Genomic DNA, 15,811 nt, shown 5'->3' with positions numbered 1-15,811 from the left:
GGCCGATGGCGGACGCGTCCGACTACGCCGCCTACGCGGCGGCCTACGAGGCCGGTCGCCCGGTCCTCCTAGACCTGACGCTGGTGGCCGACCTCGAGACGCCGGTCGCCGCGTTCCTCAAGCTGCGCAGCCGCCATTCCGGCCCGGCCTTCCTGCTCGAATCGGTCGAGGGCGGCGTGGTGCGCGGGCGCTACTCGATGATCGGCCTCGATCCCGACCTCGCCTGGCGTTGCCGCGACGGCCGCGCCGCGCTCGCCCGCGACGACCTCTCCGCCTTCGTCGCCGACGCGCGCGCGCCGCTCGAGTCCCTGCGCGCGCTGATCGCCGAGAGCGCGATCGTGGAGGGCGAGGGCCCCGAGCTTCCGCCGATGGCGGCCGGCCTGTTCGGCTATCTCGGCTACGACATGGTCCGTGCCATGGAGCGGCTGCCCGAGCCCAATCCCGACCCGCTGAACGTGCCCGACGCCATCCTCGTGCGCCCGCGGGTGATGGTGGTGTTCGATTCCGTGCGCGACCTGATCACCGTGGTCTGCCCGGTGCGCCCGGTGGCCGGGGTGACGGCGAAGGCCGCCTACGAGGCGGCGCTGGCGCGCCTCGACCGGATCGCCGAGGCGCTGGAAGGCCCGCTGCCGATCGAGGCGCGGGTCGACCTCGCCGCGGTCGCGAGGCCCGAGCCGGTCTCGAACACCTCGCCGGAGGCCTATCTCGCGATGGTGGCCAAGGCGAAGGATTACATCGCCGCCGGCGACGTGTTCCAGGTGGTGCTGTCGCAGCGCTTCGAGGCGCCGTTCACCCTGCCGGCGATCGCGCTCTACCGCTCGCTGCGGCGCACGAACCCGGCGCCGTTCCTGTGCTACCTCGACTTCTGCGAGTTCCAGGTCGTCTGCTCGTCGCCCGAGATCCTCGTGCGGGTGCGCGACGGCAAGGTCACGATCCGGCCGATCGCCGGCACCCGCCGCCGCGGCGCGACGCCGGCCGAGGACCGCGCGCTCGCCGACGAGCTGCTGGCCGACCCCAAGGAGCGCTCCGAGCACCTGATGCTGCTCGACCTCGGCCGCAACGACGTCGGCCGCGTCGCCAGGCTCGGCACCGTCACCGTCACCGGCTCGTTCTTCCTCGAATACTACAGCCACGTGATGCACATCGTCTCGAACGTCGAGGGCGACCTCGACCCGAAGCACGACACCCTGGCCGCGCTCGCGGCCGGGTTCCCGGCCGGCACGGTCTCGGGGGCGCCGAAGGTGCGGGCGATGGAGATCATCGACGAGCTCGAGCGCGAGAAGCGCGGGCCCTACGGCGGCTGCATCGGCTATTTCGGCGCGCGCGGCGAGATGGACACCTGCATCGTCCTGCGCACCGCGATCGTGAAGGACGGCCGCATGCACGTGCAGGCCGGCGCCGGCATCGTCTACGATTCCGATCCGCAATCCGAGCAGCAGGAATGCGTGAACAAGGCCCGCGCCCTGTTCCGCGCGGCCGAGGACGCGGTGCGCTTCGCGGCGCAGGCGAAGCGCGGGCAGTAGGCTCAGCCGAGCGCGCGCAACGCGGTCCGCAAGGCATCTGCGTCGACCCCGCCGAGCGCCGCATCGACGGCCGTGTGCGTCTCGCGCCAGACCGGCACCGCGGCCGCGAGGCTGGCGCGGCCGGCCTCCGTCAAGGCCAGGAGGCGGCCGCGCCGGTCCTTCGGATCGACGGCGACCGTCGCGAGGCCGCGCCGCTCCAGAACCTTCACGGCGGCGGTGAGCGTCGTCCGGTCCATCGCGAGCAGGCCGGCCACCGACGCCATCGGCGCCGGCTCGGGTCGGTTGAGGGACATCAGCAGCGAGAACTGCCCGCTCGTCAGCCCGAGCGGCCGCAGCGCGTCGTCGAAGCGGCGACTGAGGGCGCGGGCCGCGCGCTGGGCATGCAGGCAAAGGCACGTCTCGCGGACGGCGGCGGTGGTCGCGAAGGGGACGACGGTTGACATCCGTCGAATTACGTTGATATCAACGCAAATCGCAATGCGACAAACGTGCCTGTTCCTGGAGCCGAGACCATGGCGGATCACGCGGGCACCTTCGTCGGGTACGAGCTGACGACGCCCGACATCGCGTCGGCGCAGGCCTTCTACGGCGCGGTCGCGGGTTGGAGCATCGTCGATGTGGGGATGCCCGGGGTCGACTACCGCATCGCGCGGGCGGGCGACGTCCAGATCTGCGGGATGATGGCCCCGACCGGATGCGAGCCCCCCGCCGGCGCGCGGCCGGGCTGGCTCGGATACGTCGCGGTCGCCGACGTGGACGCCTCCGCCGCGCGCGTGACGGCGGCCGGCGGGCGCGTGACCTTCGGACCGCGCGACATCCCGGGCGTCGGCCGGTTCTGCATCGCCGCCGACCCGCAGGGCGCAGCCTTCGCGCTGTTTCGCGGCGACGGGACGCCGCCGCCGATGCCGCCGCCGGGCACGCCCGGCCCGTTCGGCTGGCACGAGCTGCACGCCCGCGACGGGGAGCCGGCCTTCGCCTTCTATGCCGGCCTGTTCGGCTGGGAAAAGTCCATGGCGGTCGATATGGGGCCGATGGGCACCTATCAGGTCTTCGCCCGCCACGGGGTCGACCTCGGCGGGATGATGACCTCGCCGATGCCGGCAGCCCCGTGCTGGCTGTTCTACATCGCCGTCGAATCGATCGACGCCGCGGCCGAGCGGGTCGCTGCGGCCGGCGGCACCGCCCTGCAGGGCCCGCACGCGGTGCCGGGGGGCGCCTGGATCGTCCAGGCGCGGGATCCGCAGGGCACGCTGTTCGCCCTGGTCGGCCCGAGGGTGGCGGCCTCACCGGCGTGAAGCGGCAGACGCGCCCGTCGCCTTGACCGGCGCCGCCGGCCGGGCCAGATCGTCGGTCATGGAACCCGCGCCGACGCCCTCCGTCCTTGTCATCGACAACTACGATTCCTTCACCTGGAACCTCGTCCACCTGATCGGCCCGCTCAGCGGCGCGATCGACGTGGTGCGCAACGACCAGGTGACGGTCGACGAGATCCGCGCGCGCGCGCCCGACGCCCTGGTGCTGTCGCCCGGGCCCTGCACCCCGAACGAGGCCGGCATCTGCCTCGATGCGGTCAGGGAGCTCTCGGGCGAGATCCCGATCTTCGGGGTCTGCCTCGGCCTCCAGGCGATCGGCCAAGCCTTCGGCGGCGACGTGGTGCGGGCGCCCGCGCCGATGCACGGCAAGGTCTCGACCATCCGCCACGGCGCGAAGGGCATCTTCCGCGGGCTCAACGACAGCTTCGACGCGACGCGCTACCATTCGCTGGTGGTCGACCGTGCCGGCTGCCCCGAGGCGCTGACGGTGACCGCCGAGGCCGACGGCCTGATCATGGGCCTGGAGCACGCGCACCTGCCGGTGCACGGCGTGCAGTTCCACCCCGAGAGCATCCTCTCGCATCACGGCACGCGGATCCTGCAGAACTTCCTCGACATCGCGACGGCGTGGAACCGGGCGCGCGGGCGGGACCAGGCACGTGACAAGGCCCGTCCCGGCGTGCATTGACGCGGGATTCCCGCGAACGCGTCGCCCGTCGAGCCGATGGAATCCTTCAAGCCCCATCTCGCCAAGGTCGCCGCCGGGTTCTCCCTCGACCGGGCGGAAGCCCGCGCGGCGTTCGACGACCTGCTGTCGGGCGAGGTCACGCCCGTCCAGGCCGGCGCCTTCCTCGTCGGCCTCAAGGTCCGCGGCGAGACGCCGGACGAGATCGTCGGCGCCGTCGAGGCGATGCGCGCGCGCATGGTCCGGGTCGCAGCGCCGGCCGGCAGCGTCGACGTGGTCGGCACCGGCGGCGACCACTCGGGCAGCTACAACGTCTCGACGCTGGCCGCGATCGTCACCGCCGCCTGCGGCGTGCCGGTGGCCAAGCACGGCAACCGCGCCGCGACCTCGCGCTCGGGCGCGGCCGACGTGCTGGCGGCGCTCGGCGTCAGGCTCGGGCTCGACCCGGCGGGCCTGAGCCGGTGCCTGACGCAGGCCGGCCTGTGCTTCATGTTCGCCCAGACCCACCACGGCGCGATGCGGCACGTGGCGGCGGTGCGCTCGGAATTGCCGGTGCGCACCATCTTCAACCTGCTCGGGCCCCTCTCGAACCCGGCCAGCGTCGAATGCCAGCTGCTCGGCGTGTCGCAGGCGGCCTGGGCCGAGCCGCTGACGCAGGTCCTCGCCGAGCTCGGAAGTCGCCGGGTCTGGACCGTGCACGGCTCGGACGGGCTCGACGAGATCACCGTCACTGGCCCGACCCAGGTGGTGGCGCTGGAGGGCGGCCGGATCTCGACCTTCGCGGTCGATCCGCGCGACGTCGGCCTGCCGCTGCACGACCTCGAGGCGCTCCGCGGCGGCGATCCCGAGCACAACGCGCGCGCCTTGGCCGACGTCCTGTCGGGCACGCGCAACGCCTACCGGGACATCGCGGTTCTGAATGCGGGCGCCGCGCTCGTGGTCGCAGGCCTGACGCACGCCCTCGCCGACGGCGTCGCGCGGGCGCAGGATGCGATCGATTCGGGGGCGGCCCGCGCGACGCTGGCCCGCCTCGTCGCGGTCTCGAACGGATAGGGTATACCGATGGCCACCGACGCCCTCGCCGAACCGCCGCCTCCGACCGAGCCGCCGCCGACCGATCGCTCGAGCGTGCTCGCCCGCATCGAGGCCTACAAGCGCCGCGAGATCGCCGAGGCGAAGCTGCGGGTGCCGCTCGCCAAGCTGGAGACGCGCGCCGCCAAGGCCTCGCCGCCGCGGGGCTTCGCCGACGCGATCCGGGCGCACGTGGCGGAAGGGCGCCCGGCGCTGATCGCCGAGGTGAAGAAGGCCTCTCCGTCCAAGGGCCTGATCCGGGCGGATTTCGACCCGGCCGCGCTGGCCGCCGCCTACGAGAAGGGCGGCGCCACCTGCCTCTCGGTGCTCACCGACGAGCCCTCGTTCCAGGGCCGGCCCGAATACCTCACCCAGGCGCGCGAGGCCTGCCGGCTTCCGGTGCTGCGCAAGGACTTCCTGTTCGAGCCCTACCAGGTCTACGAGGCGCGGGCCTGGGGCGCCGACTGCATCCTGGCGATCATGGCCTGCCTCGACGACGACGAGGCGGAAGCCTTGGTCGAGACGGCGCACGAGCTCGGCATGGACGTGCTGGTCGAGGTGCACGACGCCGCCGAGCTCGCCCGCGCGATCCCGCTCGGCACCGCGCTGATCGGCGTCAACAACCGCAACCTGAAGACCTTCGAGGTCTCGTTCGAGACCGCGATCACGCTCGGCGCCGAGATCCCGCCCGACCGCATCGCGGTGGCCGAGAGCGGCATCGGCGGCCATGCCGACGTCGCCCGGCTCGGCCGCCACGGCCTCAACGTCGTCCTCGTCGGCGAGAGCCTGATGCGCCAGGACGACGTGACGGCGGCGACGCACGACCTGCTGTTCGGGCCCAAGGCCGCGAAGAAGGCGAAGGGCTGATCGTGGACGAACCCCGCCTCACGCACCTCGACGCCACCGGCGCGGCCAACATGGTCGACGTCGGCGACAAGCCCGCGACCACCCGCACCGCCCGCGCCGAGGGGCGGGTGGTGATGCTGCCCGCCACCCTGGCGCTGATCCGCGAGGGCGATGCCAAGAAGGGCGACGTGGTCGGCACCGCCCGCCTCGCCGGGATCATGGCGGCCAAGCGCACCCACGAGCTGATCCCGCTCTGCCATCCGCTCCTGCTCACCAAGGTCCGGGTCGATTGCGAGATCGACGACGCGCTGCCGGGCCTGCGCCTCACGGCGGAGGTCCGCGTGCAGGGCCCGACCGGCGTCGAGATGGAGGCGCTGACCGCCGTCTCGGTCGCCTGCCTCACGGTCTACGACATGGTGAAGGCCGCCGACCGCGGCATGCGGATCGAGGGCATCCGCCTGCTCGCCAAGGACGGCGGCCGCTCCGGCGCGTACCGCGCGGAGGACGCGGCGTGATGGCCCCCGGCGCTCATCCCTCCCCCCTGTGCGGGGGCGGGTGGCCCACGAAGCGGGTCGGGAGAGGGGAACGCCGTATCCGGAGAGGTCGCCCCCCTCTCCCGACCTTCGGTGCCGCGAGGCCCACCCTCCCCCGCGGAGGGGGGAGGGAGAAAACCGGAGCGCGTCCGGGACCGGGGGCGCTCGCGTGAGCGGCCTGATCCCCGTCGCCGAAGCGCTCGCGCGAATCCTCGCGAGCGTGCCCGGGCCGGTCGCGGCCGAAGAGGTCGCGATCGCGGAGGCCGCCGGGCGCACGCTGGCGGCCGCGGTCGTCGCCACCCGCACGCAACCGCCCTTCCCGGCTTCCGCCATGGATGGCTACGCCGTGCGCGCCGCCGACGCGACGGCCGGGGCCGCGTTGCGCCTCGTCGGCACCAGCGCCGCCGGCCACGGCTTCTCGGGCACGATCGGCCCCGGCGAGACCGTGCGGATCTTCACCGGCGCGCCCGTCCCCGAGGGCGCCGACGGGATCCTAATCCAGGAGAATGCCGAGGCCGACGGCGAGACGATCCGCGCCCTCGAAGCGGTGACCGCCCAAAAATTCGTCCGCCGGGCCGGCCTCGACTTCTCCGAGGGCGACGGGCTGCTGGCGGCCGGTGACACCCTCGATGCGCGCCGCTTGGCGCTGGTCGCCGCCGCCGGCCGCGGACGGGTCTCGGTACGCCGCAAGCCCCGCGTCGCGATCCTCGCCACCGGCGACGAGCTGGTGCAGCCGGGCGAGGTCCCGGCCTGGGACCAGATCGTCGCCTCGAACGCCCTGGCGCTCGCCGCCTTGGTGAACGGCGCCGGCGGCGCGGCGATCGACCTTGGCATCGCCGGCGACACGCTTCCGGCATTGGAGGCGGCCTTCGCGCGGGCACGCGCGGCCGAGGCCGACCTTCTCGTGACGCTGGGCGGCGCCTCGGTCGGCGACCACGACCTTGTCCAGACCGCGCTCGCGGCGGAGGGGCTCGAGCTCGGGTTCTGGCGCGTGGCGCTCCGCCCCGGCAAGCCGCTGATGCACGGGCATCTCGGGGACATGCTGGTGATCGGGCTGCCGGGAAACCCGGTCTCGTCGATCGTGTGCGGGCTGCTCTTCGTCGTGCCGGCCGTGCGCGCGCTGCTCGGCGATCCGCGTGCCGGCGCCGACCGCAGCGAGCCGGCCACCCTCGGCCGCGACCTCGACGCCAACGACGGGCGCCAGGACTACATGCGCGCCGTGCTCGACACCGCACCGGACCGGCTGCCGGTGGCGCATCCGGAATCGCGCCAGGATTCGTCGATGCTGGCGGTGCTCGGCCGGGCCGAGGCGCTGCTGATCCGCGCGCCGCACGCGCCGGCCGCGCGGGCGGGCGACCCGTGCCGGATCATCCGGCTCGACCGGACCCTCCTCTGAGCCCGCGAGGACCCGATGGACTTCCACATCGACCACGTCCACCTGCGCAGCCCCGACGCGGCGGCCGCGGCCGCCTTCTACGTCGACAAGCTCGCCGCGCGGGAGGTCCGCCGCGAGGGCACGCCGACGAGCCGGATCGTGCTCGACCTCGGCGGCCTCACGGTCTTCATCGAGCAGGCGCCGGCCGACCTGCCGCCGCCGGCGCGGGCGCCGCATCTCGGCATCGAGCATATCGGGCTCGGCGTCGCTGACATCGACGCGACGCTCGCCGACCTGCGGGCGCGCGGCGTCACGGTGCTTGTCGAGACCAAGGCGATGCGGCCGGGGCTGCGGATCGCCTTCATCGACGGGCCGGACGGCGTGCGCATCGAGCTGCTGGAACGCCGCGACGCCTGATCGCGGCTTACGGCCGGCCGGTCTGCCGCAGCCGCTCCATCACCGCCTCGGGCGTGGCGTAGGCTTCCTGGCGCACGGCGCTCCAATAGCGCAGGTCGTCGAGCAGGATCGGCACGCCGGTGGTGGCGCAGCGCACGAAGGCGCCGGGCTTGACCACCCGCATCGTGCCGTCGCCGTAGGCGACGACCGCCTCGCCCCCCGCTCCGCGCTCGTAACGGCCCAGCATCGTCGTCCCCGGATGATGACAATCGTTCCCAGCGTTCTAGAACGCGCGCTCGGCGAGCGAAAGCCGGCGGCGCGCACGCCCCTGCCGCCTCGCCCGCCCTCTCGACAGCCCGGCACGGCCGGTGCCAATGATCGCGGATGCCGGGCTCTTCCCCTCTCGACCTCGCCGCCCTGTTCGACGCCGCCGCCGCGGCCCGCGCCCGGGCGCACGCGCCGTACTCGCGCTTCGCGGTCGGCGCGGCGCTCCGCGACGAGCACGGCGCGATCCATGCCGGCTGCAACGTCGAGAACGCGGCCTACCCGGTCGGCACCTGCGCCGAGGCCGGGGCGATCGCCGCGATGATCCTGGCCGGCGGCCGGCGCATCCGCGAGATCCTGGTGCTCGGCGACGGCAGCGGCCTCGTCACGCCCTGCGGCGCCTGCCGCCAGCGCATCCGCGAGTTCGCCGCCCCCGAGACGCCGATCCACGCCGCAGGGCCCGGCGGGGTCGCGGAGAGCTTCACCCTCGAGGCGCTGCTGCCGGCCTCCTTCGGTCCGGAGACGCTCGGTGGCTGATGCGGTCGAGACCCTGCGCGCGGCGGGCTTTGCCGGGCCCTACGCTTGCGCCATCGTCGCCGGCACCGGGCTCGGCGGGCTCGCGGATGCGCTCGCGGACGCGGTATCGCTGCCCTATGCCGACATCCCCGGCTTTCCGGGCGCCGGCGTCAGCGGCCATCGTGGGCGGCTGCATCGCGGCGTGATCGCCGGGCGCCCGGTGCTGGTGCTCGAGGGCCGGGCCCACGCCTACGAGCACGGCGACGCGGCCGCGATGCGCATCCCGATCGCCGCGGCGCAGGCGCTCGGCGCCGCCTGCCTGCTGCTCACCAACGCCTCCGGCTCGCTGATGCCGGAGGCCGGTCCCGGCAGCCTTGTGCGGCTGTCCGACCACCTCAACCTGTCGGGGATGAACCCGCTGATCGGCGAGCCGAGCGACGCCCGCTTCGTGCCGATGGTGCGGGCCTACGACCCCGCCCTCAATGCCCGGCTCGACGCCGCGGCGGCGGCCTGCGGCATCCCCCTTCCCGCGGGCGTCTACGCCTGGTTCTCCGGGCCGTCCTTCGAGACCCCGGCCGAGGTGCGGATGGCCGGCCGGCTCGGCGCCGACCTCGTCGGCATGTCGACGGTGCCGGAGGTAATCCTCGCCCGCTTCCTCGGCCTGCCCGTCGCCGCCGTATCGGTGGTGACGAACCGCGCCGCCGGCATCGGCGACGGCGACCCGCACCATGCCGAGACCAAGCAGGCCGCGACCGCCGCCGCCGCCGACCTGATCCGCCTGATCCGAAGCTTCGTCGCCAGCCTGCCCGCGGGCGATCCATGAGCCTCGGCCCCTTCGAGAGTCCGCCCGCATGACCGATCCGACCTTCGACCCGGCCCTGGTCGCGCGCCGCGCCCTCGCGCTCCTCGACCTGACGGATCTCGGCGACACCTGCACGGCCACGCAGATCGACGGGCTCTGCCGGGATGCCCGCGCGGGCGGCGTCGCCGCCATCTGCGTCTGGCCGCAATTCGTGCATCAGGCGGCGCGGGTGCTAGCGGGCGGCCCGGTGCGGATCGCCACGGTGATCAACTTTCCCGCGGGCGGCGAGGACGTGGAGCGCGCGGTCGACGATACGGCGGAGGCGTTGCGCGACGGCGCGCACGAGATCGACCTCGTCCTGCCCTACGGGGCGCTGCTGCGCGGCGATGCGGAGACCGCCCGCCTGATGGTCGAGGCGGTGCGCGAGGCCTGCCCGAAATCCGGCCTGAAGGTGATCCTCGAGACCGGGGAACTGCGCACCGCGGACGCGATCGCCGCGGCGAGCCGGCTGTCACTCGCGGCCGGCGCCGACTTCATCAAGACCTCGACCGGCAAGAGCCCGGTCTCGGCGACGCCCGAGGCGGCCGAGACCATGCTGCGCGCGATCCGCGAGGCCGGGCGCGGCGGCCTCAAGGTTTCGGGCGGCCTGAGGACGCTCGCCGACGCCGCCGCCTACCTCGCGCTCGCCGACAAGATCATGGGGCCGGATTGGGCGAGCCCCGCCACGGTCCGGCTCGGCGCCAGCAGCCTGTTCGGCGTGCTGATGGCCGCCGCGACCCCGGAGGGGACGTCATGAGGCTGCCGCAGGAGACCATCCGGGACAAGCGCGACGGGAAGGCGCTCGACGCCGACGAGATCGCCGGCTTCGTCGCCGGCCTGACCGACGGGCGCGTCGGCGAGGGCCAGGCGGCGGCCTTCGCCATGGCGGTGTTCCTGCGCGGGATGTCGGTGGCCGAACGGGTGGCGCTGACGCGGGCGATGACGCGGTCCGGCCACGTGCTCGCCTGGGACCTCCCCGGCCCCGTCCTCGACAAGCACTCCACCGGCGGGATCGGCGACGCGGTCAGCCTCGTGCTCGCGCCGATGGTCGCGGCCTGCGGCGGCTACGTGCCGATGATCTCGGGCCGCGGCCTCGGCCATACCGGCGGCACCCTCGACAAGCTCGCCAGCATTCCCGGCTACGACGCGACGCCCGATCTCGCCCGGTTCCGCAGCGTCGTCTCGGAGGTCGGCTGCGCCATCATCGGCCAGACCGCGGACCTCGCGCCGGCCGACCGGAAGCTCTACGCGATCCGCGACGTGACCGGCACGGTGGAATCGCTCGATCTCATCACCGCCTCGATCCTCGCCAAGAAGCTCGCGGCCGGGCTCGACGGCCTCGTGATGGACGTGAAGGTCGGCTCCGGCGCCTTCATGACTAGGATCGACGAAGCGCGGGCGCTCGCCGACAGCATCGTCGCGGTGGCGAACGGCGCCGGCCTGCGCACCGTCGCGCTGATCACCGACATGGACGCGCCGCTGGCGCATGCCGCCGGCAACGGGCTGGAGATCGCCTACGCGGTCGACTACCTCACCGGGCATCGCGAGCCGCGCTTCCACGCGGTGACGCTGGCGCTGGCGGCCGAGATGCTGGTGGCCGGTGGGCTCGCACCCGACACGCGCGACGCCGCGGTGCGGCTGGAGGCGAGCCTGTCCTCGGGGCGGGCGGCAGAGCGCTTCTCTCGCATGGTCTCGGCGCTCGGCGGCCCGGCCGACCTGATCGAGAAGCCGGCAAAGCACCTCCCGGTCGCGCCGGTGATCCGCGAGGTGCGCGCGGTCGGCACGGTGGAACGGGTCGCGACCCGCGCGATCGGGCTCGCGGTGATCGGCCTCGGCGGCGGCCGGACCCGGCCGGAGGACGGGATCGACGGGCGGGTGGGATTCTCGCAGCTCGCCCGGCCGGGCGATGCGAGCGGACGGCTCGGGATCGTGCACGCGGCCGACGCGGCGGCGGCCGATCGGGCCGAGGCCGCGTTGCGGGCAGCCTACAGTCTCCGGGCGCCGCCGGCCGAGGGGCCGCCCGAGGGACCGGTTGTGCTCGAGCGGATCGCCCCGGCGACATGAAAGGGGCCGGTGGTTCTCACCACCGGCCCGGTCTCGCCTACCAGCCGCCGCGGCCGTATCCGTAGCCCCGGCCGTAGCCGTAGCCGTAGCCGCGATGATGGTGATGATGGCCGAAGCGCGGGCCGCCCCAGCCGAAGTGGCGGGGGCGCGGCGGGCCGTAGCCGAAGTGGCGCGGGCCGTGGCCGAAATGACGGGGGCCGTGACCGTAGCCGTAACCATACTGCGCCTGGACCACGTCGGCGGGGGCCCCGGCAAGCGGAGCGGGTGCGAACGGTGCGGCCTGGGCCGGCGCCGCGACGGCGAGGCCGCCGGCGAGCGCGAGGGCCGCGAGGGCGAGGCGGGTTCGGGTCGGCGTCGTGGACATCGGCGGTTCTCCTTCTCGGGCGACCGGCTGCTCGCGCACCGGCCTTGAGAGGAGAAGTAGCAACCAGCACCTGAATGCGACCTGAGGCCTACGCTCAGCTCGCATTGGGGCACCCCGCCGATCAGGGCCGGCGGTAGACCCAGACCCGGGCCGGCGGCAGGTTGAGCCAGACCCGGTTCGAGCCGCTGGCGGTGTAGCTGCCCAGCGCGCAGCGCGCCGGGATCGGCGGCACGACGGCGTAGGTGAACTGCACGAACGGCGCGCCGGGATGCATCAGGTCGTGGGCGGTGTTGAGCAGGTCGAGGCGCTGCTCGAGCGGCTTGGTGAACAGCGGTAGGCTCGAGACCGTCGCGGCCGCCGGCCCGGTCAGCACCGCGCCGACGCTGCCGCGAATGTCGTAGGCATCGCCGCGCACCACGGTGACGCCGGGGAACCGGCGCTTCAGCAGGGTGCAGAAATCGGGGTTGAACTCGATGAGCACCAGCCGCTCGGGCGCGACGCCCCGGCGGATCAGCGCCTCGGTGACGGGGCCGGTGCCGGGTCCGATCTCGATCACCTGGCCGGAGACGGCCGGATCGACGTAGGCCGCCATGGTCCGGGCCAGCATCTTGCCGGACGGGGTGACCGAGCCGGTGACGAGGGGGCGCTCGAGCCAGGACTTGAGGAATCGCGCCTCGTCCTCCAGCGGATCGCGCCGCACCTTCGCGTTCACGGACGAGGCTTTCGCACTGGAACGACGTAGCGGCGGCAAGTCCGATGTTCCTTCAGGTCCGATCGCGACGTCGCGATCCCGGCGGTCAGCGCAGCGGTCGGCACATGTCTTACAGGCAAGGTTGCGCTCGTGCCTAGCGCATTGCGATCACACCAGCCTCGGCGATCGAAGCGACCTCGGCCGAAGGCTCAACCGGGGCCGGCCGGTTTTGATCCGCCCGGCCCCGCATCTTGCGTTTCCCGCTACTGGCGGGCGGTGCCGCCGAAGCCGCCGAGGAAATCGCGCACCTTTGAGAAGAAGCCGGCGGCCTCCGGATGATTGTCGTCGGAGGCGGTCTGGCCGAACTCCTGGAGCAGCTCGCGCTGGCGCTTGGTCAGGTTCTGCGGCGTCTCGACGAAGACCTGGATGTAGAGGTCGCCGACCTCGCGGGTGCGCAGGACCGGCATGCCCTTGCCCTTGATGCGGAACTGCTTGGCGGTCTGGGTCCCGGCCGGGATCCGCACCTGGGTCTGCGAGCCGTCGATCACCGGCACGGTGATCTCGCCGGCCAGCGCCGCCGTCACCATCGAGATCGGGACCCGGCAGAACAGGTCGGCGCCGTCGCGCTGGAAGAAGGCGTGCTGCTTGATCGAGAGGAACACGTAGAGGTCGCCGGCCGGCCCGCCGCGCAGGCCGCTCTCGCCCTCGCCGGCGAGCCGGATGCGCAGGCCGTCGTCGACGCCCGCCGGCACGTTGATCGCCAGCGTGCGCTCGCGGTTGACCCGGCCGGCGCCGGCGCAGGCGGTGCAGGGGTCGTCGACGATCTCGCCGCGGCCGTGGCAGTTCGGGCAGGTGCGCTCGATCGCGAAGAACCCCTGCGCCGCCCGCACCCGGCCGTAGCCGGCGCAGGTCTGGCAGGTGCGCGGCTTGGAGCCGGGCTTCGCCCCCGATCCGGCGCAGGTCTCGCAGGTGATCGAGGTCGGGATCTTGATGGTCTCGGCCTTCCCCGTGAAGGCCTCCTCGAGCGAGATCTCCAGGCTGAAGCGCAGGTCGGCCCCGCGCTCGCGTCCCGGTGCGCCGCCGCGCCCGCGGGCCTGCTGCTGGCCGCCGCGGCCGTCGCCGAAGAAGTTGTCGAAGATGTCCGACATGAAGTCGCCGAACTCGTTGCCGAATCCGGGCCCGCCCTGGCCGCCGCCCTGCGTGAAGGCGTCGTGGCCGAAGCGGTCGTAGGCGGCGCGCTTCTGCCCGTCGGACAGGCACTGATACGCCTCGTTGATCTCCTTGAACTTGATCTCGGCGTCCTTGTTGCCGGGATTCTTGTCCGGGTGGTAGGTCATGGCGAGCTTGCGGAAGGCGACCTTCATCTCGCCGTCCGACGCGGTCTTGGCGACGCCCAGGATCTCGTAATAGTCCCGCTTCGACATGCCTTGCCTCGATAGTCCCTAACGATCCGTCCGCCTGCCCCAGGCAGTCGGCGATGTCGCTGTTTCCGCGTCTTGAAGGGTCGTGTCGCGCCCGGGCGGCCGCCCGTTCCGCGCGGGCGCCGGAGCGGCCCCCGGAATGACGGCCCGAAGCCGAACCCGCAAGCGAAAACGGGACCGGATCGCTCCGGCCCCGCTTCAGGCTGCGCGCGGAGCTTACGCCCGCTTCTTCTGGTCCTTCTCGTCGACCTCCGAGAAGTCGGCGTCGATGACGTCGTCCTTCTTGGCTTCCTGGCCGGCGGCGGCGTCCGGACCGCCCTCGGGGGTCTGGCTCGCGGCGTACATCGCCTCGCCGAGCTTCATCGAGGCCTGCATCAGGTCGGTGGTGCGGGCCTTGATCGTCTCGACATCCTCGCCCTCGAGCGCGGTCTTGAGCGCGGTCATCGCCGTCTCGATGCCGCCCTTGTCGGCCTCCGAGACCTTGTCGCCGTACTCCTTGACCGACTTCTCGGTCGCGTGGATCAGGCTCTCGCCCTGGTTCTTCACCTCGACGAGCTCGCGGCGGCGCTTGTCGGCCTCCGCGTTCGCCTCGGCGTCCTTGACCATCTTCTCGATGTCCGCGTCCGAGAGGCCGCCAGAGGCCTGGATGCGGATCTGGTGCTCCTTGTTCGTCGCCTTGTCCTTGGCCGTCACGTTGACGATGCCGTTGGCGTCGATGTCGAAGGTCACCTCGATCTGCGGCATGCCGCGCGGGGCCGGCGGAATGCCCATCAGGTCGAACTGGCCGAGCAGCTTGTTGTCGGCCGCCATCTCGCGCTCGCCCTGGAAGACCCGGATGGTGACCGCGTTCTGGTTGTCCTCGGCCGTCGAGAAGGTCTGGCTCTTCTTGGTCGGGATCGTGGTGTTGCGATCGATGAGCCGGGTGAACACGCCGCCCAGCGTCTCGATGCCGAGCGAGAGCGGGGTCACGTCGAGCAGCAGCACGTCCTTGACGTCGCCCTGGAGCACGCCGGCCTGGACCGCGGCGCCGATGGCCACCACCTCGTCCGGGTTGACGCCCTTGTGCGGCTCCTTGCCGAAGAACGACTTCACGACCTCCTGAATCTTCGGCATGCGGATCATGCCGCCGACGAGCACGACCTCGTCGATCTCGGAGGCCGAGACGCCGGCATCCTTGAGTGCCTTGCGGCACGGCTCGATCGTGCGCTGGACCAGATCGTCGACCAGCGACTCGAACTTGGCGCGGCTGAGCTTGAGCGCGAGATGCTTCGGACCGGTGGCGTCGGCGGTGATGTAGGGCAGGTTGATCTCGGTCTGGGTCGCCGAGGACAGCTCGATCTTGGCCTTCTCGGCGGCCTCCTTGAGGCGCTGGAGGGCGAGCTTGTCCTTGGTCAGGTCGATGCCCTGCTCCTTCTTGAACTCGGCGGTCAGGTACTCGACCACGCGGTTGTCGAAGTCCTCGCCGCCGAGGAAGGTGTCGCCGTTGGTCGACTTCACCTCGAACACGCCGTCGCCGATCTCGAGGATCGACACGTCGAAGGTGCCGCCGCCGAGGTCGTAGACCGCGATGGTGCCGGCCTTCTTCTTGTCGAGGCCGTAGGCGAGCGCGGCCGCCGTCGGCTCGTTGATGATGCGCAGCACCTCGAGGCCGGCGATCCGCCCGGCGTCCTTGGTCGCCTGGCGCTGGGCGTCGTTGAAGTAGGCCGGCACCGTGATGACGGCCTGCGTCACCGGCTGGCCGAGATGCGACTCGGCGGTCTCCTTCATTTTCTGAAGGGTGAAGGCCGAGATCTGGGACGGCGAGTACTTCTTGCCGTCGGCCTCGACCCAGGCGTCGCCGTTGTCGCCGCGGACGATCTTGTAAGGCACGAGGCCCTTGTCCTTCTGCGTCATCGGATCGTCGTAGGT

18 protein-coding genes (1 of these 18 cut by a window edge) are annotated in these 15,811 nt (G+C 72.7%); 12 read left to right on the top strand and 6 right to left on the bottom strand.

Features of this window, described 5'->3' with window-relative positions; genetic code table 11:
- Positions 1 to 5: 5 nt before the first annotated feature.
- Positions 6 to 1,523 carry an anthranilate synthase component I gene (trpE, locus tag ACFZ8E_RS03400; protein ID WP_405042012.1) on the top strand — a complete coding sequence of 506 codons (1,518 nt, stop codon included), beginning with the start codon at positions 6 to 8 and terminating at the stop codon, positions 1,521 to 1,523.
- 2 nt (positions 1,524 to 1,525) lie between these two features.
- Here trpE and ACFZ8E_RS03395 read toward each other — a convergent pair whose 3' ends face one another.
- Positions 1,526 to 1,966, bottom strand: a complete 441-nt coding sequence (locus ACFZ8E_RS03395) for a MarR family winged helix-turn-helix transcriptional regulator (RefSeq protein ID WP_147843136.1) — start codon at positions 1,964 to 1,966, stop codon at positions 1,526 to 1,528.
- A gap of 69 nt (positions 1,967 to 2,035) precedes the next feature.
- On the opposite strand from ACFZ8E_RS03395, the gene ACFZ8E_RS03390 reads away from it, so the two are divergent.
- The 7 genes from ACFZ8E_RS03390 to ACFZ8E_RS03360 all read left to right on the top strand — a co-directional run bounded on the left by ACFZ8E_RS03390 (position 2,036) and on the right by ACFZ8E_RS03360 (position 7,763).
- Complete coding sequence (locus ACFZ8E_RS03390; RefSeq protein ID WP_405042011.1) at positions 2,036 to 2,818, top strand: VOC family protein; 783 nt, start codon at positions 2,036 to 2,038, stop codon at positions 2,816 to 2,818.
- A 58-nt stretch (positions 2,819 to 2,876) separates the two neighbouring features.
- Positions 2,877 to 3,524, top strand: coding sequence for an aminodeoxychorismate/anthranilate synthase component II (locus tag ACFZ8E_RS03385; RefSeq protein WP_147729087.1), 648 nt, complete (start codon positions 2,877 to 2,879; stop codon positions 3,522 to 3,524).
- 36 nt (positions 3,525 to 3,560) lie between these two features.
- Positions 3,561 to 4,574, top strand: a complete 1,014-nt coding sequence (gene trpD, locus ACFZ8E_RS03380; protein WP_405042010.1) for an anthranilate phosphoribosyltransferase — start codon at positions 3,561 to 3,563, stop codon at positions 4,572 to 4,574.
- Positions 4,575 to 4,583: 9 nt separating this feature from the next.
- The gene (gene trpC, locus ACFZ8E_RS03375) at positions 4,584 to 5,459 is read left to right on the top strand and encodes an indole-3-glycerol phosphate synthase TrpC (protein ID WP_405042009.1); all 876 of its coding nucleotides are present in this window, start codon (positions 4,584 to 4,586) and stop codon (positions 5,457 to 5,459) included.
- Between the two features lie 2 nt (positions 5,460 to 5,461).
- Positions 5,462 to 5,953 (top strand): cyclic pyranopterin monophosphate synthase MoaC, encoded by a 492-nt coding sequence (moaC, locus tag ACFZ8E_RS03370; protein ID WP_147729090.1) that lies wholly within the window; start codon positions 5,462 to 5,464, stop codon positions 5,951 to 5,953.
- 187 nt (positions 5,954 to 6,140) lie between these two features.
- Positions 6,141 to 7,367 (top strand): gephyrin-like molybdotransferase Glp, encoded by a 1,227-nt coding sequence (glp, locus tag ACFZ8E_RS03365; protein ID WP_243937643.1) that lies wholly within the window; start codon positions 6,141 to 6,143, stop codon positions 7,365 to 7,367.
- A gap of 15 nt (positions 7,368 to 7,382) precedes the next feature.
- On the top strand, positions 7,383 to 7,763 hold the full coding sequence (locus tag ACFZ8E_RS03360; protein ID WP_147728474.1) for a VOC family protein: 381 nt from the start codon (positions 7,383 to 7,385) through the stop codon (positions 7,761 to 7,763).
- Between the two features lie 7 nt (positions 7,764 to 7,770).
- On the opposite strand, the gene ACFZ8E_RS03355 is transcribed toward ACFZ8E_RS03360, so the two are convergent.
- The gene (locus ACFZ8E_RS03355) at positions 7,771 to 7,989 is read right to left on the bottom strand and encodes a DUF2093 domain-containing protein (RefSeq protein ID WP_147728475.1); all 219 of its coding nucleotides are present in this window, start codon (positions 7,987 to 7,989) and stop codon (positions 7,771 to 7,773) included.
- Between the two features lie 137 nt (positions 7,990 to 8,126).
- Here ACFZ8E_RS03355 and cdd point away from each other — a divergent pair, with 137 nt between their 5' ends.
- Genes cdd through deoA form a run of 4 tightly spaced genes read left to right on the top strand, consistent with a single transcriptional unit; the run spans position 8,127 to position 11,427 of the window.
- On the top strand, positions 8,127 to 8,543 hold the full coding sequence (cdd, locus tag ACFZ8E_RS03350; RefSeq protein ID WP_243933862.1) for a cytidine deaminase: 417 nt from the start codon (positions 8,127 to 8,129) through the stop codon (positions 8,541 to 8,543).
- Positions 8,536 to 9,345, top strand: coding sequence for a purine-nucleoside phosphorylase (locus ACFZ8E_RS03345; protein ID WP_405042008.1), 810 nt, complete (start codon positions 8,536 to 8,538; stop codon positions 9,343 to 9,345). Before cdd ends, ACFZ8E_RS03345 begins: the two co-directional genes overlap by 8 nt.
- Before the next feature lie 28 nt (positions 9,346 to 9,373).
- The gene (gene deoC / locus ACFZ8E_RS03340; protein ID WP_405042007.1) at positions 9,374 to 10,120 is read left to right on the top strand and encodes a deoxyribose-phosphate aldolase; all 747 of its coding nucleotides are present in this window, start codon (positions 9,374 to 9,376) and stop codon (positions 10,118 to 10,120) included.
- A complete protein-coding gene (deoA, locus tag ACFZ8E_RS03335) occupies positions 10,117 to 11,427 on the top strand; it encodes a thymidine phosphorylase (protein WP_405042006.1) in 1,311 nt (436 codons plus the stop codon). The genes deoC and deoA overlap by 4 nt, the downstream gene beginning before the upstream one ends.
- A gap of 37 nt (positions 11,428 to 11,464) precedes the next feature.
- On the opposite strand, the gene ACFZ8E_RS03330 is transcribed toward deoA, so the two are convergent.
- The 4 genes from ACFZ8E_RS03330 to dnaK form a co-directional block, all read right to left on the bottom strand.
- Positions 11,465 to 11,791 carry a hypothetical protein gene (locus ACFZ8E_RS03330; RefSeq protein WP_147860226.1) on the bottom strand — a complete coding sequence of 109 codons (327 nt, stop codon included), beginning with the start codon at positions 11,789 to 11,791 and terminating at the stop codon, positions 11,465 to 11,467.
- Between the two features lie 121 nt (positions 11,792 to 11,912).
- On the bottom strand, positions 11,913 to 12,542 hold the full coding sequence (locus tag ACFZ8E_RS03325) for a class I SAM-dependent methyltransferase (RefSeq protein WP_147728271.1): 630 nt from the start codon (positions 12,540 to 12,542) through the stop codon (positions 11,913 to 11,915).
- A 203-nt stretch (positions 12,543 to 12,745) separates the two neighbouring features.
- Positions 12,746 to 13,906: a molecular chaperone DnaJ gene (gene dnaJ, locus ACFZ8E_RS03320; protein WP_147843274.1), complete on the bottom strand. Its 1,161-nt coding sequence runs from the start codon at positions 13,904 to 13,906 to the stop codon at positions 12,746 to 12,748.
- Between the two features lie 213 nt (positions 13,907 to 14,119).
- A protein-coding gene (gene dnaK / locus ACFZ8E_RS03315) for a molecular chaperone DnaK (RefSeq protein WP_147728273.1) crosses the window boundary here: on the bottom strand, positions 14,120 to 15,811 show its 3' portion. Its footprint extends 225 nt past the window's final position; only the last 1,692 of its 1,917 coding nucleotides appear in the window; the start codon falls outside the window, past its right edge — the gene reads right to left on this strand; its stop codon occupies positions 14,120 to 14,122.

This window comes from Methylobacterium sp. HMF5984 (assembly GCF_045033435.1).
Taxonomy (GTDB): Bacteria; Pseudomonadota; Alphaproteobacteria; order Rhizobiales; family Beijerinckiaceae; genus Methylobacterium.
This window is presented reverse-complemented; position numbering and strand designations above follow the sequence as displayed.